The organism is Flavobacterium sp. AJR, from assembly GCF_002156885.1.
Lineage (GTDB): Bacteria > Bacteroidota > Bacteroidia > Flavobacteriales > Flavobacteriaceae > Flavobacterium.
Map to the genome: position 1 here is coordinate 1 of NZ_NCWQ01000052.1, position 22,067 is coordinate 22,067.

The following is a 22,067-nucleotide window of genomic DNA, read 5'->3' on the forward strand; positions in this document are numbered from 1 at the left end:
TAAACTTATACTTAACTGGATTAGGAATGATTTATATCGCAAGACATATTGCGATAATAGCCCAAATCCTAAACCTTTTTTATCTTCTTTATCAAACTCGGACTGAAAAAATCTTGGAGTGGCTTCTAACAATAATGCAATTCCTTCCTGAGTAGAATCATCGGCATTATTTCCTATCCAAAACTTAATAAAGTCTTTCTGATTATATTCTATCAATCCAAAAGCTGGATCAGAAATATAATAAATACCTCTCTTAATTTTATAAAGTACAACATAGTGTTCTTTATTCCAATGTAAGACACAAGGCAAAGGAGCTTCTTCCAGACTCTGTACATTAAGTTTAACTCCTAAGGTTCGAAAACCAATTTTTTCTGCAGCATCACTTAAGAACAACAAATTACTTCCTTCCCGTGTGGTCTCACTGTAATCACGTAGTTCTTGAATATTTATGGACTTACCATAATGCTTTGCAATAATCTTTAAGCAGGTAGGACCGCAGTCCTTAAAATCTGCTTGTTTATAATTGGGGAATTTTTTCAATTTTAAATCTTGTTTTACAAGGACAATATACTCTAATTATTTCATATTCGAATATAAAATAATAAAGAGGAACCACCTCCTCTTTATCATCTTAATGAACAACCTTACTAACACTTAACAAATTATAATTTTATTTAAAACCTACGGCTGTACATTACATGGACTAGCGCAGGTTATCTTATAGTACTTACAGAGACCCGTATTCCAATCACGACAATACTCCAAACCACCTTTGATGCTTTTTTGTTGGTTTTTTGTTAATTGTTCAGCACCTTCTAAATTTAAAATCTTTTTTAACATGATATTTAGTTTTATTAGTTACACAAAAAACAATTAAAACATTAAGTTCTTGTTAGTTGTTTTACGGACTAACAAAAACTTAATTAATATTACATTATTAAGGCTCTATCCCTGGACGACATGGACTAGCGCATGATAAGCTATAATACTTACATTGATTTGTATTAGGATCAATACAATCTTTTAAACCACCTTTAATACTTTTTTGCTCATTTTTAGTTAATTTTTGAGCACCTTCTAAATTTGAAATGTTTTTTAACATGATATAAAGTTTTAAAAATTAATTAATTAAGCTCCACCTCCAGGAAATGTACAATTCCCAGTACTTCCTTCTTCTAATCCTGGTATTGTACCATCAACACAATAAGAAAAGCAAGAAGAACTTATTTTTACAGGACCTCCATTATAGCAAAAACATTTACAGTTTCCTGGCGGGATTTTACCTCCTCCAACAAGCATTTTTTGTTCGCTTTTGCTTAAATTTTGAGCACCTTCAATATTTAATATATTCTTTAACATAAGTATTGTTTTTAAAAATTAATTTTCATTAAGGCTCACAACGAACACAAACACCGAAAATATTTAAACAAAAATCTACAGCACATCCCTCTTTAGGTTTCTCTGTACCACCTTTGATTATTTTCTGCTCTGTTATGTTCAATTCTTGAACTCCTTCTAATTTTAAAATATTCTTTAACATAAGTATCGTTTTTTTAATGTTGAATAAATATTTACTAATTTTTTCTACAAAGCCCCTCAAATTCGCCTGAGACAACACAATATGTTCCTGTTGGACATATTCTTCCTTTAGTACAGGCTATACCTCCATGAATACTCTTTTGCTCATTTTTGGTTAATTGATGAGCCCCTTCTAAGTTTAAAATATTTTTTAACATAATTAGTTTTTATTAATTCGTTAATACTTCACTTTTTTAAGAACTAGGGTTTATGCCTAAAACTCATAAACCCTAGTATAAAAATTATCTAGAACACTCAATAAATCTGCAATCTGGATAGGCAATATTATTATCTTCAGGACAACAAACGATAAAATCGCCAGGTCCGTTTCCTTTAATTACTTTTTGCTCATTTTCTGTTAACTCCTGAGCTCCATCTATTTTTGATATATTTTTTAACATCATTATATTTTTTAAATTGTTGAACAAATACCTCTGATACTTTCTACAAATCTCTTCAAATAGCTAAACTGAAATTAACTTCAGGACTCGAAGTTCAAATGTAATATAGAGAAAACTAAACCTGACACTCAATATATCTGCAATCTGGATATGCAATACCGTCTTCTGGGCAACAAACTTCCCAATTCTTTTGTCCTCCCTTAATTGATTTTTGCTCATTTTCTGTTAATTCCTGAGCTCCATCTATTTTCGAAATATTTTTTAACATATTATCTTTAATTAAAATGATTAAATAAATTTAATTAGCAAGGCATACAACGCCATATCCATTTTCCATTTTCTAATAAACGTTCCGCACAGAAACCTTCGTCACAAAGTGGTGCACCACCTCCTGTAATTGATTTTTGCTCATTTTTAGTTATTTTCTGAGCACCTTCCAAGTTTAAAATGTTTTTTAACATGATATCATATTTTAAATTAAAGTGATTAAATAAATTTAATTAGCAAGGCATACAACGCCATACCCATTTTCCATTTTCTAATAAACGTTCTGCACAGAAACCCTCGTCACAAAGTGGCGCACCACCTCCTGTAATTACTTTTTGCTCATTTTTAGTTATTTTTTGAGCGCCTTCCAAGTTTAAAATGTTTTTTAACATGATATTATATTTTAAATTAAAGTGATTAAATAAACTTAATTAGCATGGTAAACAATCCCATACCCATTTTCCATCTTCCAATGAACGTCTTGCACAAAAACCTGCTTCACAATATGGAGCACTACCAGCACTAATCTTTTTTTGCTCATTTTTTTCAATTTTATGAGCACCTTCTAGATTTAAAATGTTTTTTAACATGATATATGGATTAAAAATTAAAAAATACCCCCAGTCATCTTATGATTCTCGAGGCTCAATACTACTAATTTGTCAATTGAGCAAAATCAATTAACTATAACATTTAAGAGGAATCTTTGATACAGGAACACAATAACATCCTGTTTCTGGACAACAAAGAATAACACATTCTCCTCCTCCATTGATACTTTTTTGCTCGCTATTAGTTAGTTTTTGAGCACCTTCTAATTTTAAAATGTTCTTTAACATAATTTGGTTTTTTGAATTTGTTAATATTATTAATTGATAGAAATCAATTAACTATAGCATACAAGCTGTTCCTTTAGGAACACATGAACATCCTGTATCTGGACAACAAAGGATAACACATGCACCACCATTAATACTTTTTTGCTCGCTATTAGTTAATTTTTGAGCACCTTCTAATTTTAAAATTGATTTTAACATAATATGGTTTTTTGAATTTGTTAATACCCCAATCATTTAAAGACACTTGGGATTTATGTCTAAACCATGAAATTGTATTATAAAACTTGAGCAAAGAATTCTTCTTATGCAACATACATGAAGAGTATCTACATACAATCTTGATTAAAAAACAAAACAGCTTAAGACAATTTTGTATCTAATTTTAATAAGGAATTAACCTTGATAGCAACAACCTCCTGAAGAAATAGGATACAATACAGGACATGGCTTACCACCTTTAAATATGGCTTCTCCACTGGCGATAGCATTAGCACACTCTTCAGTAATACCTCCATTAATACTTTTTTGCTCATTATTTGTCAATTCTTGAGCACCTTCTAATTTTAAAATATTTTTTAACATAATTGATATTTTTAAAATTTAATTATTACATTGGATATCAGTCCAAAATTTTAATTATACTGGTCTGCAATCTCCATCATTACCACTTGCAACATCTCTACCAACGCATACTGTATTACGAGGACAATACCCATCTGCACTACAACGTAATCCTCCTTTAACAACTTTTTGCTCGTTTTTAGACAATTCTTGAGCACCTTCCAGGTTTAAAATCTTCTTTAACATAATATGGTTTTTTGAATTTGTTACTACTTCAATCATTTTAAGACACTCGAAGTTTTATGTCCAAACTATTATCTAAGTCAGCATACATGGCGTTCCTGCTGGAGCACATGCACATATACCATCAGGGCAGCAAATAAGGATATCAATACCATTACATACTATCCCTGATCCGTTAATAGATTTTTGTTCTTTTGCTGTAAGTTGTTGAGCGCCTTCTAATTTTAAAATGTTCTTTAACATAATATGGTTTTTTGATTTTTGTTACTACTTCAAAATTTTTAAGACACTTGAAGTTTGTGTCTATATTTTAGAGCATTTCTACTTCTTAATCCTATTAAGCCATTAGCACATTAGCACTCTACATAACTAGATGGTCTACAGATACCTGAAAACCTACAATCTGTCACACATATACTAGTCCCTGGACAATATCCATCGACACCACAGGCTAACCCGCCTTTAATGATTTTTTGCTCACTTCTGGTTAATTGCTGAGCACCTTCAAGTTTTAAAATATTCTTTAACATAATTGGGGAATTTTAAATTTTGTTAATACTTCAATCATTTTAAGACACTCGAAGTTTTATGTCTAATTACTTAACAGAATTAAATACATTGATCAGATACTTTTCTGCAAGGTCCACCTTCATAATATTGACATGTTCCATTCGGGCAAAATCTACCTTCAGGTGGAATCCAAGATCCTTTAATTTCTTTTTGCTGTTTTTTTGTCAACTCTTCTGCGCCTTTTAGGCTTAAAATGCTTTTTAACATAATACGGTTTTTTGAATTTGTTAATACTTCAATCATTTTAAGACACTTGAAGCTTATGTCTATTCATACTAAAAATCGATTTTAAACTTGAGCTTCGATTTTTATATACTTTTATTTTATTAATTAGGTAAAGTCCTAAATGAGTTTACGGTTTTGTTTTAATCTGCAAAACAACAACCACCTCCGGCTAAAGGATATTGTGGAGGGCACGGAGCCGATCCTTTTAATATTGCGTATCCAGCAGCCAATGCTTTAGCACAAACTTCGGTAACACCACCATTAATACTTTTTTGCTCTTTTTGCGTTAACACTTGAGCACCTTCTAATTTTAAAATTTTACTTAACATAATATGGTTTTTTGGTTTTATTAATCTTAAATTGAGCTATTAGTAAACTAACACTCAATGTAACTGTTTGGCCTACAAATCTCATCAAACCTACAATCAGATACACATTTACTTCCTGTTGGACACCATCCACCTTGATCACAAGCTCTTCCACCTTGGATAGTTTTTTGCTCACTTCTTGTTAATTCCTGAGCACCTTCTAGCTTTAAAATTTTCTTTAACATAATTGGGAAATTTTAATTTGGTTATTACTCCAATCATTTTAAGACACTTGAAGCTTATGTCTATAGATTTAAAGACAACAAAATCTTACTATTCTCAAATTAATATATTAGCAAAGCTTCTCAACGTAACTATTCGGTCTACACACGCCTACTGGCTTACAATCGAACACACATTTAGTGCTACCTGAACATACGCCAGTAGGACTACATTCAATATTAATTCCTCCATCAATAGTTTTTTGCTCGCTTCTTGTTAATTCCTGAGCACCTTCAAGCTTTAAAATTTTCTTTAACATAATTGGGAAATTTTAATTTGGTTATCACTCCAATCATTTTAAGACACTTGAAGCTTATGTCTACTCTTGCAAGAATTTTATAAATGCTTTACATATAGACAAGAGAGTCTCTCTCTAACGTTTCATTACTTTCTAAAATATCATTAATAAAATATTTTAGTTCGCTTAATTCGTACTCGGTAGGATACAACTTATTGTTAACAATTTTAACTGGTGTGTAATTAAATCCGTTTTGTGAGCACCAATCATATTGCTGCTGAATTTGTAAATTAACTTTCATAGAAATAGAATCAACTTTCCATTTTTCCTGCCATACTTCTAATGTCATTTTTTTAATATGCCAGTCAGATATTGCTTCTACAATGTTTTCAGGATTAGTATCATTAATCATCAACATTCTTTCTACGACAATTTTATAAGGGTTTTGATTGTTATCCGGATTGATATTGAACAATACATTCAAAGATATTTTTTCGGGAAATTTCCAAACTAACTCAAATGCTTCCTCAAATGCTTTATGACAATGTCCACAACTTGGGCTTATGATAATAGAAAGCTTGACAGCAGCAGCAGTATTTCCAAAATGCAATCCTGCCAATTTATCAAACCCTTCTTGTGCAGTAACATCCTTAGATAAGAATTCAAAAAGAGTATAGTTTCTTCTGAACTTGGTTAAGTTCTTCACAGAACTTTCTGCTTTTAATTTATCCTCAATAACTGGTTTTATAGTAAACCATAACGAAGAAATAAGAATCAAAGAGAATAAATACTGAAAAAGGCTAGCCAACGTAATGCTTAACTTTAATTCAGATTCAAAAGCCCAACCTATTCCTTGAACTATCATTAAAAAAGAAATAACCAAACACAATACACACCATTTTTTTATCTGGAATTTCTGAACCCAGATAGAATAGGCAATGATTGGTATAGCTGCCAGACTAAGCAATCCTACAAGATTAGAATTTGCTGGTCCTATTAACATTGCCAGAACTGCTGTAACAAAGAAGATTAATGGTAAATCCGAAAAACCAAACCACTTATTAACATCTACATTATCTGATTTAATAACTGATTCGCATGAAGTATTTGGATTGATATTACAAAACTTAGACACCATTTGGTTATCTATACCTAACTTTTCCTGAATTATGAAAACACTTACTATTAATCCCAATAAAGAGGTGACTAAAAAAGCATAATCGAATATCTTATAATCGTTATAAAAACTAGATAAGACAATTAGCGCCAAAAACAAAATACCATACTTAAGCCATTTTGGATTTTCACTCAAAACTTCTTCTTCCTGAGCTTCATTAGGCTCTATTGCAAGTACAACCCCACTCCAGTCTTTGGAGAAATCATCAACTGATAAAGTAACCTTTTTACTTTTTTCAGTCTCAATTGTAATTGAAGATTCTGTTTTTTGAACCAAAACTAAATCCTGATTATAAATTGCCAGGAAAGATTCAGGCAATTCAGCCAATTGTTCTTTTGGGACTTTTATTACAATATTCTCTATTGATAATGTATTCAATGAATCTGTAATAGCAAATAGACTTGGATAATTAGGATGAGAAAGGAATAACTCTTCGAACTCCTTTTTAGCATTTAAATAATTGTTTAAGTCAAGGTACTTGTTAACTAATTTAATCATAGGGACAATCTTAATTATTATGGAAAGGATTATCACAAATATTGACAATCTTTCACATAAAAAAAGTTAATTTTTTGGATTTTTAAAAAAAATGAATATATAATTTATAAATAGTTTAGCTCTTTTTTATATCGCAAAGCACTATTTATCAACTGATTAAAAAAAACAACCAGTAAAAATATATTTCAAAATCACAATCCAAATTATCGGTATTCCTTTTCTATAATTTTGGCATTCTAACAAATACAACTTATGAAAAAGACCTCGTTAACGCTCGAAGATTTTAAAAAAAATGAGCTCCCGAAAAAACAATACAAAATGATCATGGGAGGAGATGAACCAATAATAGATCCTAATACAGATCCTAAAATTATAGCAAATATTATCCCGCCAGGAACAGTGAGGCCACCTGGTCAGACTTAGTAGAGAAATAAAATTAGAAACTACAGCTTTACCCTCAGAATTCTGTAGTTTCTAATTTTTTAGTAAACTGAGTTGGAGTTACTCCTGTTCTTTTGCTAAAGGATTTTGTAAAAGAAACAGCATTTTTAAAACCCACACTCTCGGCAAGTGCCTGAGTTGAGTACTTACGATATTTTGAATTCGTTATTAATTCGTTAATCACGTAATTAATCTTTAATTCATTAGAGTATTCGCTAAAAGTTTTACCAAATCTCTTATTTACAACATAAGACAAATAACTGGTATTTGTTTTAATTTTCTTAGCTACAGATTGTTGAGTGAAATCTGAATTTAGATAGTAATGCTTCTTTTCTAATTGCTTTAATTTTTCGAATATTTCTTCTTCCTTCTCTAAATCTAAATTCATTTTAACAGCCATTTTAGGCACACTGTCTACTACAACCACTTCTTCATTTACTGTTTCTGGAATTGCATTGTTTAACGCTAATCTTTGTTTATACTCTTCGATTAAAGTATTCACTTTCTTATCCGTTTCTCTTTTTTTCTTAATGCTTTTTACATACAAAATAACCAAAACCACAACCAGCCCAACAAGAATAAAAATCATCAAATTCCAAAATCTAATTTTATTCTGATTTTTAGACTGAAGATCTTCCATCTCTTTTTTGACATTCACATTACCCAATCGAAAATTAACTTCTAAAGCTTCATTATCAATTTTTGACTGAATTGTCTCGAACTTATCAAAGTATTTTTCAGAATATTTTAATGCCTCTTGAGGTTCATTTTTGATGGTATAAATCTTGGCTAAATAATAATTAGAATTAATATAATACAGATCATCAACCTTGGTAATGTTATATATAGAATCTACTTTTTTAAAAAAATACAATGACTTATCATATTCTTTCGTTTTAAAGAACAAACTTCCCAAATTATAACTAGCAGAAAATAACTCGGGAAGCAATTTATTCTCTTCACTAAACAACAAAACATCATAATATATTTTTTCGGCATTAGCCAAATCATTCTTCATATAATAAATATTCCCTAAACTCATTTTAGAATTTAGTTTTGTATTTAAATAATTATTAGAATATAAAATTGCTTTTGTATAGTAGTGTTTTGCAGAATCTAAAAGTTTAGGATTAGAATAGTTTTTCCCGTAAGCTTTCTCAAAGGCTCGTCCTAAATTAAAATTAATATTACTCTTATAATTGGTAAATTTCTCTTCAGAAAACGAGTATTTTATTCTATCCGTTATTTTATTTGACTCTTGCAGAGATAAAATTGCCGATTTATAATTACCTACTTCTATATTAATTAAAGAAATATTCATATAGAATTTCACCATTCTAATCTGGTCATTCTCCTTCTTAACAATGGTTAAGCCCTTTTCGAATTTATCGAAAGCGGCAGTTAAATTATTTTTTCTCCAATCGATAAGCCCACCATAATTTAACAGATCAGCATGTAGTATTCTTTTTTCTTTTGAATTTTTTACTTTCTCTAAAAAACTAAAAGCCTGATCATAAAACATTTTTGCTTTAATACTATCATCTTTAAGCTGATATAAATATGCTTTTGCACCACAAGCAAACGTCTTATGCAAATAATCTCTCGATTGCTCCATTTTGTTTACAAAAATAAAAGCGCTATCTACATTAGAATTTGTACACACTCTTATTTTATCTTGTAATAGAACATACTCTTTATCGCTTAATTGCGAATTTTTCTGAGAGAAAACAGTACTTGCAATAAAAAAAAATAGGAGGCATTTAACAAATTTCATTAACGATATAGTTTTGAATTATCCCAAATTTAGTTCATTAATACCAATAAGCAAACAATAATTTGCAATAGAAATCTTAACATTATCACAATTTAATTCTGATTATTATTTTTAAATCAATAAAAATTATAACAATTTACTTTTGTTTTGTTATATCTATATTGTGTAAATTTGTTCTAGAAAAAAAACATAAATTATGAAACCAGACCTATTTCAAGCACCAGATTATTATAACCTAGACGACTTATTAAGCGACGAGCACAAACTCGTTAGAGATTCTGCCCGAGCATGGGTAAAAAGAGAAGTTTCTCCTATTATTGAAGAGTATGCTCAAAAAGCAGAATTCCCAAAACAAATCATAAAAGGCTTAGGAGAAATAGGTGGTTTTGGCCCTTATATACCTGTTGAATACGGCGGAGCTGGATTAGATCAAATTTCTTACGGTTTAATCATGCAAGAAATCGAACGTGGAGATTCAGGAGTTCGCTCTACATCATCTGTTCAATCTTCATTAGTAATGTACCCGATATGGAAATACGGAAATGAAGAGCAAAGAATGAAATATTTACCTAAGCTTGCTACTGGTGAATTTATCGGATGTTTCGGTTTAACTGAACCAAATCATGGTTCTGACCCAGGCAGTATGATTACCAACTTTAAAGACATGGGAGATCATTACTTATTGAATGGAGCAAAAATGTGGATTTCGAATGCGCCATTTGCTGACATTGCAGTAGTTTGGGCTAAAAATGAAGAAGGAAGAATACACGGTTTAATCGTAGAGCGCGGTATGGAAGGCTTTACAACTCCAGAAACTCATAATAAATGGTCGCTTCGTGCATCATCTACAGGAGAATTGATTTTTGATAATGTAAAAATTCCTAAAGAAAATCTATTACCTAACAAATCTGGATTAGGAGCACCACTTGGTTGCTTAGATTCTGCTCGTTACGGAATCGCTTGGGGTGCAATTGGCGCTGCAATGGATTGTTACGATACAGCTTTAAGATATGCAAAAGAGAGAATTCAGTTTGACAAACCTATTGCAGGAACTCAATTACAACAAAAAAAATTGGCCGAAATGATTACCGAAATCACAAAAGCACAATTATTAACCTGGCGTTTAGGAGTTTTAAGAAACGAAGGAAGAGCAACAACTGCTCAAATTTCGATGGCAAAAAGAAACAATGTCGATATGGCAATCAACATTGCTCGTGAAGCCAGACAAATATTAGGCGGAATGGGAATTACTGGTGAATACTCTATCATGCGCCACATGATGAACCTTGAAAGTGTAATCACTTACGAAGGAACTCACGATATTCATTTACTAATTACAGGAATGGATATTACTGGAATTCCAGCTTTTAAATAGAAATCATCTATTAAAATATTTATAAAAACGATTTAAAAGCTTCTTGTTACCAAGAAGCTTTTTTATATTTGCAAAAAAAATACCACCATGAATATTGAAACTATAAACAATAGCATTCAACCTCAGAAAGATCTTTTATTACAACACCCCCTATATAAAAAAATCCAAAACATCGATGATTTACATTGCTTCCTAGAAAGCCATGTTTACGCCGTTTGGGATTTTATGTCTTTACTAAAAGCTTTACAAGCAAAACTTACCTGTACAACTACACCATGGTTTGCTAGTAAAAACCCAGAGACTAGATATTTAATTAACGAAATTGTACTAGCCGAAGAAACGGATTTAAGTATTGATGGTCGTCGCCAAAGTCATTACGAAATGTATCTTGAAGCAATGGAAGATTGTGGAGCAAGCACAAAAAACATTCAAGGTTTTTTAAACGAAGTAAACTCTTTACAAAACATTTTTGTTGCAATAAAACAAAGCCAATTACACCCAAACATTAAAGCTTTTCTGGATTTTACTTTTAGAGTAATCGAAGAAGGGAAGCCACATGAAATTGCTGCAGCTTTTACTTTTGGAAGAGAAGATTTGATTCCGAATATGTTTACTGCGATATTGAAAAATTTTCAAGAAAACTTACCTGATACAGATTTAAGAAAACTGATATATTATTTTGAACGTCACATCGAACTTGATGCAGATGAACATGGTCCTATGGCAATGAAAATGATTACCGATTTATGCGAAGACGACGCACAAAAATGGTCTGATGTTCAAGAAATTTCCATTCTGGCTTTAGAAAAAAGAATTGGACTATGGGATGCTATCGAAGAAGAAATCAGCATAAAAATAGAAATGGTATAAAAACCAATATTCTATTTTTAACGTAAGTATTATTAGGGAGATTACTAATGCCTTAATTATATATTATGACAAGTAAATTCAAAATAATACTTACATTTTTATTCGCAATTTCTACGATTAGTTGTAGTTCGGAAAACGAAACAAATCCACCAACTAAAACTATTGTTCCCCCAGTTACAATTACTCCTCCTCTTACTGCAAAAACGATAAACTACCTAGCTCTTGGCGATAGTTACACTATTGGACAAAGCGTATGCGAAACTTGCCGTTTTCCAGAGCAATTAAGACGCAACTTATCTAGCACCTATCCTGCAACCTCATTTTCGCTAAAAATCATCGCAAAAACAGGCTGGACAACATCTAACCTATTGTCAGCGATAAAAGCCGAAAATCCAGATTCTAATTATGACTTAGTAACATTGCTAATAGGAGTCAATAATCAATTTCAGAACGCACCTTTCACCTTATACGAAAATGAATTCCCGCAATTGGTAAACAATGCAATTTCTTTAGCAAAAGAAAAAAAATCAAATGTTATTGTAGTTTCCATACCAGACTATGTCTATACTCCTTTTGGTCAATCGGCTGTATACAATAGCAAAACAATTTCATCAGAGATAGATAAATACAATGCTTTTGCAGAAAACTATTGCAAAGCAAATAATATCGAATTTATAACAATAACCGATATCACACGACAAGGATTATCGAATCCGAGTTTGGTTGCACAAGACGGATTACATCCATCAGAATCAGCATATTCTTTATTTGTACAGCGTATTTTACCAAAAGTGAAGTTTCAAGAATAAAAAAAAGCGAGAAAAATTTCTCGCTTTATACTTTATATTAATATTCTGGAGCTAATTCCAGTTCCAAACCTTCTAAACCTTCTGTGATAGGAATCTGACATCCTAAACGACTATTAGACTTAACATAAAACGCCTCCGAAAGCATTGCTTCTTCTTCGTCTCCCATTTCTGGTAACTCAACATCATTTAGCACGTAACACTGACAAGAAGCACACATTGCCATTCCGCCACAAGTTCCTTCTACAGGAAGCTCATAAGCTTTACACAACTCCATTACATTCATTGCCATATCAGTTGGAGCTTGTAGTTCATGAACAACTCCCTCTCTATCTTTAATCTTTATTAATACATCCATTTTTAACTTATCGGAATTTTGATTATTAACGCATTTTCAGATAGCAAAAATACATTATCTTTTACAAAATACTAATTGCTAGGTTTAAAACTAAATGCATATTCTTTTAAATTATCCTTTAAGTGCATTTTTAAGCCTATAATATTTCCTTTATCTAATATAGTAACTACTGCAATAACTGAATAATAATCATTCCCATTCTGAAAGATTAATGTTCCTTCATAAGTTGAATTTACAATACCTTGCTTATCTGTAGTGGTTTTAATTTTTCTTGGATGGGAAAACTCAGCTGTTGCGTAACTTTGCCTGTTTGAAAATTTGGCTCTTCCTTCTGAAAAATCATACAAAAAATCATAATTTGCAATTCTCAGACTTCCTTCTTCAGGTGTCGGTGAAATAATAATCTGACCTGTAAATTTAAAATCTGACCATTCTTCGAATTCATTCACCCATGCTTTATCAACATATAGATTATCTGTAGCCTGCTGACCATAGGTGGCAGAAGTAAAAAGCAGCAAAACAATTAGCTTGTAAAAATTATTCATAAATGTAAGGTTTGAGGTTATATGGCAAATTTAAGTTAAATTTATATTAAATACCATTGCAAAACCCCTAATTCTTAACACTTTTTTTTGTCAAAATTACTTTATTAAGTTATTTTTCTGAATATTTACTAATTTTAACACTATTTTCTTATTAATAAATTTAAATTCAAAAACAAAACAAGCGCATTTTTAACAATACAACATTCAGCATCCAAATTATCTAAACAAATACTAAAAAAATTTAATTAGCATTAGTAATAATTTCGTTTAATTCACAAAAAACAAATATTTTTCACCATAGCAAATCGCTATAATTACATAATGTTTACCACTGTTTCGATCTGTGGTGCAAACTTTTTAATTGTAGTTTCAACTCCTGCTTTAAGCGTCATTTGATTTACACTACAACTTGTACACGCTCCTTCAAGGCGAACCTTAACGTGTTTATCATCTTCTATAGAAACTAATGTTATATCACCTCCGTCTGAATTCAGAAACGGTCTGATTTCATCTAGCGCCTTTAAAACATTGCTTGTTAATTCTTCTGTTGTCATAATTTTTATATTCAATTAGAGAATGTGTCGATTAGAGAATGTGTCAATTAGATAATTAGATAATTAAAGACTGTACAGATTGAAGCATAAATGCTTCGTTTTTACACAAACTACAATTATCTAATTATCTAATTTCCTAATTATCTAATTTGAATCATTATCTCAATTATCTAATTTATTTTTTCTTTACTGCAGAACATCCTGCCATTGTTGTAATTTTTATTGCTTCGGTAGCAGGCAAACTTTCGTTACGACTTACTACTTCCTGTACTACGTTTCTAGTGATTTCTTCAAAAACAGTTTCGATTGCCGATGCTGTTTGTAAAGCTGCCGGACGACCATAATCTCCTGCTTCACGAATAGACTGTACAATTGGAACTTCTCCTAAAAACGGAACTCCTAAATCTTCAGCTAAGTTCTTAGCACCTTCTTTTCCAAAGATATAATATTTATTATCAGGCAATTCTTCAGGTGTAAAGTACGCCATATTTTCTATAATTCCTAAAACTGGCACATTGATGTTATCTTGCATAAACATCGAAACTCCTTTTTTAGCATCAGCCAAAGCTACTGCTTGTGGAGTACTTACTACAACCGCTCCAGTAATAGGAAGTGACTGCATGATTGAAAGATGAATATCTCCTGTTCCTGGAGGTAAATCAATTAACATAAAATCTAATTCTCCCCAATCAGCATCAAAAATCATTTGATTCAAAGCTTTAGAAGCCATTGGTCCTCTCCAGATTACTGCCTGACTTGGCGCTGTAAAAAATCCTATAGAAAGTATTTTAACTTCATAACTTTCAATAGGTTTCATTTTTGACTTACCGTCAACTAATATCGAAACAGGTTTTTCTGCTTCTACATCAAACATAATTGGCATAGATGGTCCATAAATATCGGCATCTAAAACTCCAACTGCAAAACCCATTTTGGCTAATGTTACGGCTAAGTTTGCTGTAACAGTCGATTTACCAACTCCTCCTTTTCCAGAAGCTACAGCAATAATATTTTTAATTCCTGGAATTGCACGACCTTTAATTTCGTTTTTCTCCGGAGTTTCAACTTTAATGTTTACTTTAATTTTAGCTTCAGGAGAAACTAACTCAAGTATTGTTTTTTTAATATCGTCTTCAGCACGTTTTTTTATGTGCATTGCAGGAGTATGTAAAACTAAATCTACAACAACTTCATCACCAAAAGTAATAACGTTTGCTACTGCTCCACTTTCAACCATATTCTTACCTTCACCAGCTATAGTAATCGTTTCTAAAGCTTTAAGGATTTCTTTTCTGTCTAATTTCATTTTAACTTTACTATTTTCTATTGACAATAATCGCTTCAAAAACTATATTAATTTAAACCGATTTTAGATTACAAAGATAACTGATTAAGTTAAGATTCAAACTCTTTTAAATTGTATTTATTGATATTGAGATTACTCAAAATGATTCTAACTGTTAACATTCGCTTTTTAGACACAAAAACACAAACAATATTTTTATCCCGATTACAATCTTAAAATACTTTTTCAATTAAAATATACGAGTTTTGAGATGTTTTTTTTAGGATAATACACCATAAGTATCAATAATACTAACTATATTTGAGTACCTTAAACTTATACTTCCTACTACGCGAACAGAACTTAAAAACTTGGTTTTAAGAAAATTATAAATATTTTTTATATGTTTTTGAATCGAATTCTATTTTTAAATCTAAATCTAAAAATATGCGGAATTTTACTTTATCATCTGTAATAATTGTTATTAGTTTTTTATTGGTTTCTTTTAAATCTTCATCTAAAGAAATCGATGCAAAAAACAAAACAATCGCTTTAGAGAACATTTTTGTATCCAAAACCTCTATTGCCCCTAAGTTAATTAATGAATTTTACAAGAAATATCCAAAATTAAAAAAATACCAAAATGACGTTTTAGATCTTTATAAAAAGAAAGAATATAACTCAATTTGGTATGATGACAAGAACATTACAGAATTTGGATTTTTATTGTATCATAAAGTACAATTATTAAATGACCGTGATGGTATCAAAGCTACGATGCCTTATATGGACTTGGTAAATGATGTTTTTAATGAAAATGTATCCAATAAACTACCTCAGATAGACACAGAACTTTTATTATCTAATATGTATGTGTTTTATGCAAGCAATGTGTATTCTGGTGTTGACCCTGCAACTTTAAAAAAGATAGGTTGGTTTCTACCTGCCAAAAGTGTTTCGTACACAAAAATACTAGATTCTCTAATGGTAGATCCCGGCCGATTAAACAAAGACGAGAACCTTTTATTTGCACAATATTACAAGCTTAAGGCGGTTTTAAAAAAATACCGAACAATCGAAAAAAACAATTTATGGAAAAAAATAGATATTGATAGTGCTACTTTCAAAGATATAAGACCTTTAGATAGCGGTCTTGTTATAAAACAAATCAGAGAGCGTTTATTTGTAGTTGGAGATTTAGTGCAAAATTCTAATAGAGAAGTCTATGATCAAGAGATGATGGACGCCGTTTTAAATTATAAAAAAAGATATGGTCTTAAATTAAACTATGCTTTGACTCTAGAGCATATCAATCAAATGAATGAGCCTATTGCTAAAAGAATCAAAACCATAATGCTAAACATGGAACGTTGTCGATGGATCCCTACAGATTTAGTACAGGCAAGTGAATACATAATGGTGAATATCCCATCTTTCAAGCTAGTTTATGTTAAAAATGGTAAATACGAATTAGTATCAGATGTTTTTGTGGGAACACGTATGACCGAAACAGTAATTTTTAGTGGTAATATGGACAGAATTGTATTTAGCCCATACTGGTATGTTCCGCAGAGCATCATTAAAAACGAATTAAAATCTGAAATAGCCAGGGATAAAAACTATTTGGCTGATCATAATATGGAATGGAACGGAGGCAATGTAAGACAAAAACCCGGACCTCAAAACTCTCTAGGATTAGTTAAGTTTATGTTCCCAAACCCCAATGATATCTATTTGCATGATACTCCAGCCAAAAGTTTGTTTGAATTTGAAAAACGTACTTTTAGTCACGGCTGTATAAACGTAAAAGAAGCTAAAGGGCTGGCACTTGCAATTTTAAAAGACGACCCAGATTGGCCAGTTGACAAAATAGACAAAGCAATGAGTGGAGAAAAAGAAACACCTTGTAAATTAAAAACCAAAATCCCAATCTATATTGGCTATTTTACTGCTTGGGTAAATGAAGATGGAGAGATTGGTTTTTATCCAGATGTATATGACAGAGATCAAAAACTAGACAAATTACTTTATTCAGATGCTATCGCTGAGCAATAAAAAAAAGGTTCTATATAAAAAAGACCCGACTAGCTAATCGCTTGTCGGGTCTGGAACCAAAACTCAATTTTAATTAATTGCTCAGATTAATTATTCGTATTTAAGATATTTAAGAATATCGATTTTTGTTACTTGATATGCTTTTGCCAAAACAATTACCAAAGTTAAGAAAAGTAACACAAACAATGCAACAATAAATGGCAAGACTGGTACATCTATCCTAAAGGCAAAATTCTCCAGCCATTTGTTAAGCAAAATATAAGCTGGAAAAATTCCGATTACAAAGCCTAGCAAACAAAATCCAACATATTGTTTCGACAATTCTTTAAGTAAAGCGTCTGTTTCTGCACCAAGTGTTTTCCTAATAGCAATTTCTTTTAATCTTCTTTCCATCGAAAATGATGCTAATGCAAACAATCCAAAAATAGCAATTACAATCACAACAATATTAAGTACAAAAAACAAATTCTTCTGTTTTACCTGTTCGCTATATGTTTTTGCAAAACTTTTATCTACAAATTCATAAGAAAAAGGAAAATCAGCATTGATGTTCTTTTTCCAATATGCTTCTAACTTCGGAATAGTTGTGGCAAGATCTTTCGGGTTTACCTTTACAAACACGTTATTAAAATTATTCCATTTCAATGTTTTAATACTAATAAAAATCATTGGCGGAACCTTGTTTTGTAATCCTGTAATATGAAAATCTTTTACTACACCTACAATTTTAAATTTCATATTCCCATTTTCATTCCCCCAACCTGAACTGATTATCGTATTTATTGGATTTTTAAGATTTAACATCTTGGCACAAGTTTCATTTATCAACCAGTTACTTACCGTATCCGATGCATATTTAGGCGATAAATCACGCCCTTGAACAATTTTAATTTTCATCATTTCAAGAAAACCAAAATCCATATCAACATTACGAGGCTGTACAAAAACTCCTTTGTGTGTAAAGCCTGAACTAGAATTAGTCCCGTTACCAAAAGAACCTGCAAAAGTCGAAACGTTCTGAACGCCTTCTATTTTTAGTAATTCTTGTTTTGTTGTAAAATACTTTTCTAATCTTTTTTCACGATTTTTATGATTAAAAGAAATCTTAAGAACCTGATCTCCGCTAAAACCTAAGTCTTTATTCATCATGTAATTTACCTGAGAATACACAATCAACGCACCAATGATAAAGAATGCTGCAATGGTGAACTGAAAAATCAACATCGAATTACGTATCCAAATTCCGCTTTTGCTACGTGAAAAATTCCCTTTTAAAACCTTCAACGTTTCAAAATTGGCGATATAAACTGCAGGAAATATTCCGGCAAGAACAATTACAATAACAAAAATAATAATGATTTGTAGGTAAAACTCAGTCCCATTCATAGTTAAGTTTTTATCTAAAAACTCATTATAAAAAGGCAAAGAAAGCTCTACGATTGCCAATGCAAAAAGAATAGCCAGAACAACAATTATTGCTGTTTCTAATATAAACTGAGACACAATTTGCGATTTATTGGCACCTACAATCTTACGCACACCAACTTCTTTAGCTCTCTTAATTGCCGATGCTGTTGCCAGATTAATGTAGTTTACCAAAGACAAAGCAAGAATAAGAATAGATAATCCTACCATAATGTACAACAACTGTAAATTTCCTTTTCCTTCAGGATAACTACTTCCTGCGGTGGATTTTGTACCATGAAGTCTTCCTAATTTTAACTGATCTAAGATAACTTCCGTTTCTCCATTTTCTTTAATGTACTCTTCAACAGTTTGCCCACTTCCTTTAGCATCTTTCAGCGTTCTATTTACAAAATTCACATTTTGCATTTTCTTTAAAACGCTTGCTGCGTCTGCTCCTTTTTTTAGTTTTACAAACAATCCATAATTAAAGTTCCCCCAACTACCCTCATCATTTTCCTTTAAAAGTCCGCCAAAAACATAATTAGGCTCAATAGACGATGGCTTGATAACTTTATAAACCGCTTTAATGATATACGATTTATCATCATTTGTAATGGTTTTACCAATAGGATCTTCATTTTTAAAAATCTTTTTAGCCTCATCTTCAGATATGGCTGCACTATTTTTCTCTTTCAGAATATCTTTTTTAGCTCCTTTAATAATTGGAAATGGAAAGGATTCAAAAAAATCACCATCGGCAACTAATATTTTTTTACCAATCCATTTTTGACCATCAGATTTAATCACATCATCATAATACCAACTATCAATATAACAGATAGATTCTATTTCAGGAATTGTAGCTTTACATGTCTTTGCAAAAGGAATAGAACTCGAAGCCCAGATATCTCCTGTTGCACCTATTTTATTAAGAACCTGATATACATTCTCTTTTTCGGGATTCCATTGATCATAAGAATTCTCATTGTTCCAATATAAAATCGCAAAAATAATACCTGCAATTCCTATGCTTAATCCTAAAACATTTAAAAACGAAAACAGTTTGTTTTGCTTTAAATGGTAAATAAATATTTTTATCCAGTTAAGTATCATTATCTTAATTTTTTAATTATAATTTGGTTTGGTTAGTTTGAGTACTATTTTATAAAAAAAGTGTTTTACAAAACTCTACTATCTCTATAATTACTATTGTTATCAAATTTATCATGACTCCTATACTTTAAAAACATCTACATTTCTTTGATTTAATCTTTCCGAAAAAATAACTCCATCTTTCATATGGATTGTTTTTTGCGAGAAAGATGCGTCGTAATCCGAATGCGTTACCATAAGTATCGTTGCACCTTTGGCATGCAAATCGGTTAAAAGTTCCATAACCTCATTTCCGTTTTTACTATCTAAATTTCCAGTTGGCTCATCGGCCAAAATGATTTTTGGATCATTAACCAACGCTCTTGCTACGGCAACACGTTGTTGTTGTCCTCCAGAAAGCTGTTGCGGAAAATGTTTTAATCTATGAGAAATATTAAGCTTTTCGGCAATTGCCTCCACTTTCTGCTTTCTATCAGATGCCTTTACATTATTATAAATTAATGGCAACTCTATATTATCATAAACAGAAAGCTCATCGATAAGATTGAAATTCTGAAAAATAAAACCGATATTTTCTTTACGAACATTAGCTCTGCCTTTTTCCTTAAGACCAATCATTTCGTTATCTAGTAATTTATAACTCCCACCACTGGCGCTATCTAAAAGTCCGATTATATTAAGCAAAGTAGATTTACCACAACCAGAAGGCCCCATTATAGTTAAAAAATCTCCTTTTTTTATTTTCAAATTAATACCACTTAATGCTGCAGTTTCTACTTCTTCTGTTCTAAAAACTCTAGTTAAATCTTGTATTGTTATCATATTTTTAAATATTAATTGTGTTGTTGATTGTGATTTTTTGATTGATGATTGAAACATTATTCTTTTGTGAAATGTGAAATGTGAATTGTAAACTAAAAACTGTTACTGCTACTGAACACTATTGCTTACTACTAATCGACAATTCCTCTACATCTTTATAATCTAAATAAGAAGATGTTATTACCGATTCTCCTTCTTTTAATCCTCCAAGAACCTCATAATAAGCAGGATTTTCTCTTCCCAATTTAATTACTCTTTTCTCTGCTTTATTTCCGTTTACAACAAAAATCCATTTTCCTACTGTTTCCTGATTAAAAGCTCCTTTAGACAAAACAAGAATTTTATTTCTTTCGGATAAAATTAATTTCACACCAAAACTTAATCCGTCTTGCAAAACTATTTTTTCTTTTGGATCAAAATTCAATTCAATAGAAAAACGACCACCTTTTACCTCCGGAATTACTTTGGTTACTAGCACATTTAGGATTTTTCCCTGATATTCGATTTCTCCTTTTAAACCTTCTCGCATTTTCTCTAAATAAAACTCATCTACTTCGGCCATTAATTTATAACCTTGTTTAGAATCTATTCTCCCTATGCTTTCTCCCGCCTGAAAAGTCTTTCCTAAAACCGGTTGAAAAGAAGTAAGTCTACCAGATTCTGGCGCAGTAATCAAAAAGTTTTTCTTGTTGTTTCTCAAAATATCCAAACTCATTTCCATGGTCTGAATCGAACGATTAATTTGTGAAATTTGCAATTGATTCGTTTGCTTTTCTTTCTGAATACTTTGCTGAATTGTTTTTCTTCGTTCATCCTGAAAACGCAAACTCTCCTTAAATGTATTCCAATCATTTCTTGAGATTACATCCTTTTCATATAATTTTGAGTTCATATCATACAATCTTTTTGCATCATTATAATCGTGTTCTATTGCAACTAAATCTTTAGTCAAATTCAACTCTTGATTTCTAATGTTTAACTTACCCGTATTTAGATTATTTATCTGTTCGATAATTGCTGTTTCCTGTGTAAGGTAATTAAGTTCCGTATTCGGATTGTACAATCTTGCCAAAGGTTGCCCTTTTACAACTGTAGCTCCGTTCTCAACAAAAATCTCTTTAACCGAACCTCCTTCGGTTACGTTAACCAACATCACATTAAGAGGTTCTACTTTAGCCTGAAAAACCATAAAATCTTCAAAAAAAGCCATCTCAACTTTCTTTACGATTAATTCGTCTCCCTTTACATTCAGACTTCTTTTTTTATTGAAAGAAAAAAATACTACAATTGCCAAAGCTAAAAAAGCTACTATTCCTATTGTCAGATACCTAATTTTTTTACTTTTACGAGGAATTACTTTATCCATGAGTTCTAATAATTTACTGATAACCAATAGGTAAATATTGTGCCAAAAGAATTATAATTCATAAAGCATTGATTTATATAGCAGTTTCAAAACCACCAAAAAAAAGTAG

At 31.1% G+C, this 22,067-nt stretch carries 30 protein-coding genes; 5 read left to right on the top strand and 25 right to left on the bottom strand.

Annotated elements, in window-relative coordinates; translation table 11 throughout:
* From B8T70_RS14260 to B8T70_RS14305, 17 genes are all read right to left on the bottom strand, one after another.
* Positions 1-540: cysteine peptidase family C39 domain-containing protein (locus B8T70_RS14260; protein WP_242667483.1), on the bottom strand; the 540-nt coding region annotated here is incomplete at its 3' end.
* Positions 541-937: 397 nt separating this feature from the next.
* The gene (locus B8T70_RS23840) at positions 938-1,102 is read right to left on the bottom strand and encodes a hypothetical protein (RefSeq protein WP_165572109.1); all 165 of its coding nucleotides are present in this window, start codon (positions 1,100-1,102) and stop codon (positions 938-940) included.
* A 26-nt stretch (positions 1,103-1,128) separates the two neighbouring features.
* Positions 1,129-1,359: a hypothetical protein gene (locus B8T70_RS14265; protein WP_086895270.1), complete on the bottom strand. Its 231-nt coding sequence runs from the start codon at positions 1,357-1,359 to the stop codon at positions 1,129-1,131.
* A 28-nt stretch (positions 1,360-1,387) separates the two neighbouring features.
* The gene (locus B8T70_RS23845) at positions 1,388-1,540 is read right to left on the bottom strand and encodes a hypothetical protein (protein WP_165572108.1); all 153 of its coding nucleotides are present in this window, start codon (positions 1,538-1,540) and stop codon (positions 1,388-1,390) included.
* 280 nt (positions 1,541-1,820) lie between these two features.
* The gene (locus B8T70_RS23850; RefSeq protein WP_207621538.1) at positions 1,821-1,982 is read right to left on the bottom strand and encodes a hypothetical protein; all 162 of its coding nucleotides are present in this window, start codon (positions 1,980-1,982) and stop codon (positions 1,821-1,823) included.
* A 112-nt stretch (positions 1,983-2,094) separates the two neighbouring features.
* A complete protein-coding gene (locus B8T70_RS23855) occupies positions 2,095-2,247 on the bottom strand; it encodes a hypothetical protein (protein WP_165572281.1) in 153 nt (50 codons plus the stop codon).
* Positions 2,248-2,281: 34 nt separating this feature from the next.
* A complete protein-coding gene (locus tag B8T70_RS23860; RefSeq protein ID WP_165763216.1) occupies positions 2,282-2,440 on the bottom strand; it encodes a hypothetical protein in 159 nt (52 codons plus the stop codon).
* Between the two features lie 39 nt (positions 2,441-2,479).
* Positions 2,480-2,638 (bottom strand): hypothetical protein, encoded by a 159-nt coding sequence (locus B8T70_RS23865; protein ID WP_165572106.1) that lies wholly within the window; start codon positions 2,636-2,638, stop codon positions 2,480-2,482.
* A 39-nt stretch (positions 2,639-2,677) separates the two neighbouring features.
* On the bottom strand, positions 2,678-2,836 hold the full coding sequence (locus tag B8T70_RS23870; protein WP_165763217.1) for a hypothetical protein: 159 nt from the start codon (positions 2,834-2,836) through the stop codon (positions 2,678-2,680).
* A 90-nt stretch (positions 2,837-2,926) separates the two neighbouring features.
* A complete protein-coding gene (locus tag B8T70_RS23875) occupies positions 2,927-3,085 on the bottom strand; it encodes a hypothetical protein (protein ID WP_165572283.1) in 159 nt (52 codons plus the stop codon).
* Between the two features lie 51 nt (positions 3,086-3,136).
* Complete coding sequence (locus B8T70_RS23880) at positions 3,137-3,283, bottom strand: hypothetical protein (RefSeq protein WP_165572284.1); 147 nt, start codon at positions 3,281-3,283, stop codon at positions 3,137-3,139.
* 195 nt (positions 3,284-3,478) lie between these two features.
* Complete coding sequence (locus B8T70_RS14275; protein WP_086895271.1) at positions 3,479-3,667, bottom strand: hypothetical protein; 189 nt, start codon at positions 3,665-3,667, stop codon at positions 3,479-3,481.
* A gap of 54 nt (positions 3,668-3,721) precedes the next feature.
* The gene (locus B8T70_RS23885; RefSeq protein WP_165572103.1) at positions 3,722-3,892 is read right to left on the bottom strand and encodes a hypothetical protein; all 171 of its coding nucleotides are present in this window, start codon (positions 3,890-3,892) and stop codon (positions 3,722-3,724) included.
* A gap of 72 nt (positions 3,893-3,964) precedes the next feature.
* Positions 3,965-4,132: a hypothetical protein gene (locus B8T70_RS23890; RefSeq protein WP_165572102.1), complete on the bottom strand. Its 168-nt coding sequence runs from the start codon at positions 4,130-4,132 to the stop codon at positions 3,965-3,967.
* Between the two features lie 366 nt (positions 4,133-4,498).
* Positions 4,499-4,702, bottom strand: coding sequence for a hypothetical protein (locus B8T70_RS14285; protein ID WP_035621991.1), 204 nt, complete (start codon positions 4,700-4,702; stop codon positions 4,499-4,501).
* A gap of 122 nt (positions 4,703-4,824) precedes the next feature.
* Complete coding sequence (locus B8T70_RS14290; RefSeq protein WP_086895272.1) at positions 4,825-5,013, bottom strand: hypothetical protein; 189 nt, start codon at positions 5,011-5,013, stop codon at positions 4,825-4,827.
* Positions 5,014-5,621: 608 nt separating this feature from the next.
* Positions 5,622-7,187 carry a vitamin K epoxide reductase family protein gene (locus B8T70_RS14305; protein ID WP_086895274.1) on the bottom strand — a complete coding sequence of 522 codons (1,566 nt, stop codon included), beginning with the start codon at positions 7,185-7,187 and terminating at the stop codon, positions 5,622-5,624.
* Between the two features lie 252 nt (positions 7,188-7,439).
* Here B8T70_RS14305 and B8T70_RS23895 point away from each other — a divergent pair, with 252 nt between their 5' ends.
* On the top strand, positions 7,440-7,610 hold the full coding sequence (locus B8T70_RS23895; RefSeq protein WP_165763218.1) for a hypothetical protein: 171 nt from the start codon (positions 7,440-7,442) through the stop codon (positions 7,608-7,610).
* A 34-nt stretch (positions 7,611-7,644) separates the two neighbouring features.
* Here the strand turns inward: B8T70_RS23895 and B8T70_RS14310 are convergent, their stop codons facing one another.
* Positions 7,645-9,402, bottom strand: a complete 1,758-nt coding sequence (locus B8T70_RS14310) for a helix-turn-helix domain-containing protein (protein ID WP_086895275.1) — start codon at positions 9,400-9,402, stop codon at positions 7,645-7,647.
* Positions 9,403-9,598: 196 nt separating this feature from the next.
* Between B8T70_RS14310 and B8T70_RS14315 the strand changes: the two genes are divergently transcribed.
* From B8T70_RS14315 to B8T70_RS14325, 3 genes are all read left to right on the top strand, one after another.
* Positions 9,599-10,777, top strand: a complete 1,179-nt coding sequence (locus tag B8T70_RS14315) for an acyl-CoA dehydrogenase family protein (protein ID WP_039113784.1) — start codon at positions 9,599-9,601, stop codon at positions 10,775-10,777.
* An 87-nt stretch (positions 10,778-10,864) separates the two neighbouring features.
* The gene (locus B8T70_RS14320) at positions 10,865-11,647 is read left to right on the top strand and encodes a DUF3050 domain-containing protein (RefSeq protein WP_039113783.1); all 783 of its coding nucleotides are present in this window, start codon (positions 10,865-10,867) and stop codon (positions 11,645-11,647) included.
* Positions 11,648-11,712: 65 nt separating this feature from the next.
* The gene (locus tag B8T70_RS14325; RefSeq protein WP_086895276.1) at positions 11,713-12,456 is read left to right on the top strand and encodes an SGNH/GDSL hydrolase family protein; all 744 of its coding nucleotides are present in this window, start codon (positions 11,713-11,715) and stop codon (positions 12,454-12,456) included.
* 37 nt (positions 12,457-12,493) lie between these two features.
* Here the strand turns inward: B8T70_RS14325 and B8T70_RS14330 are convergent, their stop codons facing one another.
* The 4 genes from B8T70_RS14330 to B8T70_RS14345 form a co-directional block, all read right to left on the bottom strand.
* A complete protein-coding gene (locus B8T70_RS14330; RefSeq protein ID WP_039116982.1) occupies positions 12,494-12,811 on the bottom strand; it encodes a 2Fe-2S iron-sulfur cluster-binding protein in 318 nt (105 codons plus the stop codon).
* Positions 12,812-12,882: 71 nt separating this feature from the next.
* A complete protein-coding gene (locus tag B8T70_RS14335) occupies positions 12,883-13,356 on the bottom strand; it encodes a hypothetical protein (protein ID WP_039113778.1) in 474 nt (157 codons plus the stop codon).
* A gap of 314 nt (positions 13,357-13,670) precedes the next feature.
* Positions 13,671-13,910 (bottom strand): NifU family protein, encoded by a 240-nt coding sequence (locus tag B8T70_RS14340; RefSeq protein ID WP_039113776.1) that lies wholly within the window; start codon positions 13,908-13,910, stop codon positions 13,671-13,673.
* Between the two features lie 175 nt (positions 13,911-14,085).
* On the bottom strand, positions 14,086-15,216 hold the full coding sequence (locus B8T70_RS14345; protein WP_039113774.1) for an Mrp/NBP35 family ATP-binding protein: 1,131 nt from the start codon (positions 15,214-15,216) through the stop codon (positions 14,086-14,088).
* A 426-nt stretch (positions 15,217-15,642) separates the two neighbouring features.
* Between B8T70_RS14345 and B8T70_RS14350 the strand changes: the two genes are divergently transcribed.
* A complete protein-coding gene (locus tag B8T70_RS14350; protein WP_086895277.1) occupies positions 15,643-17,250 on the top strand; it encodes a murein L,D-transpeptidase in 1,608 nt (535 codons plus the stop codon).
* A 90-nt stretch (positions 17,251-17,340) separates the two neighbouring features.
* On the opposite strand, the gene B8T70_RS14355 is transcribed toward B8T70_RS14350, so the two are convergent.
* The 3 genes from B8T70_RS14355 to B8T70_RS14365 all read right to left on the bottom strand — a co-directional run bounded on the left by B8T70_RS14355 (position 17,341) and on the right by B8T70_RS14365 (position 21,958).
* Positions 17,341-19,770, bottom strand: coding sequence for an ABC transporter permease (locus B8T70_RS14355; protein ID WP_086895278.1), 2,430 nt, complete (start codon positions 19,768-19,770; stop codon positions 17,341-17,343).
* 120 nt (positions 19,771-19,890) lie between these two features.
* Entirely contained in the window at positions 19,891-20,592 is a 702-nt protein-coding gene (locus tag B8T70_RS14360; RefSeq protein ID WP_039113857.1) for an ABC transporter ATP-binding protein, read from the bottom strand.
* A gap of 118 nt (positions 20,593-20,710) precedes the next feature.
* Positions 20,711-21,958: an efflux RND transporter periplasmic adaptor subunit gene (locus tag B8T70_RS14365; protein WP_086895279.1), complete on the bottom strand. Its 1,248-nt coding sequence runs from the start codon at positions 21,956-21,958 to the stop codon at positions 20,711-20,713.
* Positions 21,959-22,067 lie beyond the last annotated feature (109 nt).

Coding starts and splice junctions, on each gene's coding strand:
- B8T70_RS23840 (WP_165572109.1), bottom strand. CDS start 1,102: ATGTTAAAAAACATTTCAAATTTAGAAGGTGCTCAAAAATTAACTAAA.
- B8T70_RS14265 (WP_086895270.1), bottom strand. CDS start 1,359: ATGTTAAAGAATATATTAAATATTGAAGGTGCTCAAAATTTAAGCAAA.
- B8T70_RS23845 (WP_165572108.1), bottom strand. CDS start 1,540: ATGTTAAAGAATATTTTAAAATTAGAAGGAGTTCAAGAATTGAACATA.
- B8T70_RS23850 (WP_207621538.1), bottom strand. CDS start 1,982: ATGATGTTAAAAAATATATCAAAAATAGATGGAGCTCAGGAGTTAACA.
- B8T70_RS23855 (WP_165572281.1), bottom strand. CDS start 2,247: ATGTTAAAAAATATTTCGAAAATAGATGGAGCTCAGGAATTAACAGAA.
- B8T70_RS23860 (WP_165763216.1), bottom strand. CDS start 2,440: ATGTTAAAAAACATTTTAAACTTGGAAGGTGCTCAGAAAATAACTAAA.
- B8T70_RS23865 (WP_165572106.1), bottom strand. CDS start 2,638: ATGTTAAAAAACATTTTAAACTTGGAAGGCGCTCAAAAAATAACTAAA.
- B8T70_RS23870 (WP_165763217.1), bottom strand. CDS start 2,836: ATGTTAAAAAACATTTTAAATCTAGAAGGTGCTCATAAAATTGAAAAA.
- B8T70_RS23875 (WP_165572283.1), bottom strand. CDS start 3,085: ATGTTAAAGAACATTTTAAAATTAGAAGGTGCTCAAAAACTAACTAAT.
- B8T70_RS23880 (WP_165572284.1), bottom strand. CDS start 3,283: ATGTTAAAATCAATTTTAAAATTAGAAGGTGCTCAAAAATTAACTAAT.
- B8T70_RS14275 (WP_086895271.1), bottom strand. CDS start 3,667: ATGTTAAAAAATATTTTAAAATTAGAAGGTGCTCAAGAATTGACAAAT.
- B8T70_RS23885 (WP_165572103.1), bottom strand. CDS start 3,892: ATGTTAAAGAAGATTTTAAACCTGGAAGGTGCTCAAGAATTGTCTAAA.
- B8T70_RS23890 (WP_165572102.1), bottom strand. CDS start 4,132: ATGTTAAAGAACATTTTAAAATTAGAAGGCGCTCAACAACTTACAGCA.
- B8T70_RS14285 (WP_035621991.1), bottom strand. CDS start 4,702: ATGATTGAAGTATTAACAAATTCAAAAAACCGTATTATGTTAAAAAGC.
- B8T70_RS14290 (WP_086895272.1), bottom strand. CDS start 5,013: ATGTTAAGTAAAATTTTAAAATTAGAAGGTGCTCAAGTGTTAACGCAA.
- B8T70_RS14305 (WP_086895274.1), bottom strand. CDS start 7,187: ATGATTAAATTAGTTAACAAGTACCTTGACTTAAACAATTATTTAAAT.
- B8T70_RS23895 (WP_165763218.1), top strand. CDS start 7,440: ATGAAAAAGACCTCGTTAACGCTCGAAGATTTTAAAAAAAATGAGCTC.
- B8T70_RS14310 (WP_086895275.1), bottom strand. CDS start 9,402: ATGAAATTTGTTAAATGCCTCCTATTTTTTTTTATTGCAAGTACTGTT.
- B8T70_RS14315 (WP_039113784.1), top strand. CDS start 9,599: ATGAAACCAGACCTATTTCAAGCACCAGATTATTATAACCTAGACGAC.
- B8T70_RS14320 (WP_039113783.1), top strand. CDS start 10,865: ATGAATATTGAAACTATAAACAATAGCATTCAACCTCAGAAAGATCTT.
- B8T70_RS14325 (WP_086895276.1), top strand. CDS start 11,713: ATGACAAGTAAATTCAAAATAATACTTACATTTTTATTCGCAATTTCT.
- B8T70_RS14330 (WP_039116982.1), bottom strand. CDS start 12,811: ATGGATGTATTAATAAAGATTAAAGATAGAGAGGGAGTTGTTCATGAA.
- B8T70_RS14335 (WP_039113778.1), bottom strand. CDS start 13,356: ATGAATAATTTTTACAAGCTAATTGTTTTGCTGCTTTTTACTTCTGCC.
- B8T70_RS14340 (WP_039113776.1), bottom strand. CDS start 13,910: ATGACAACAGAAGAATTAACAAGCAATGTTTTAAAGGCGCTAGATGAA.
- B8T70_RS14345 (WP_039113774.1), bottom strand. CDS start 15,216: ATGAAATTAGACAGAAAAGAAATCCTTAAAGCTTTAGAAACGATTACT.
- B8T70_RS14350 (WP_086895277.1), top strand. CDS start 15,643: ATGCGGAATTTTACTTTATCATCTGTAATAATTGTTATTAGTTTTTTA.
- B8T70_RS14355 (WP_086895278.1), bottom strand. CDS start 19,770: ATGATACTTAACTGGATAAAAATATTTATTTACCATTTAAAGCAAAAC.
- B8T70_RS14360 (WP_039113857.1), bottom strand. CDS start 20,592: ATGATAACAATACAAGATTTAACTAGAGTTTTTAGAACAGAAGAAGTA.
- B8T70_RS14365 (WP_086895279.1), bottom strand. CDS start 21,958: ATGGATAAAGTAATTCCTCGTAAAAGTAAAAAAATTAGGTATCTGACA.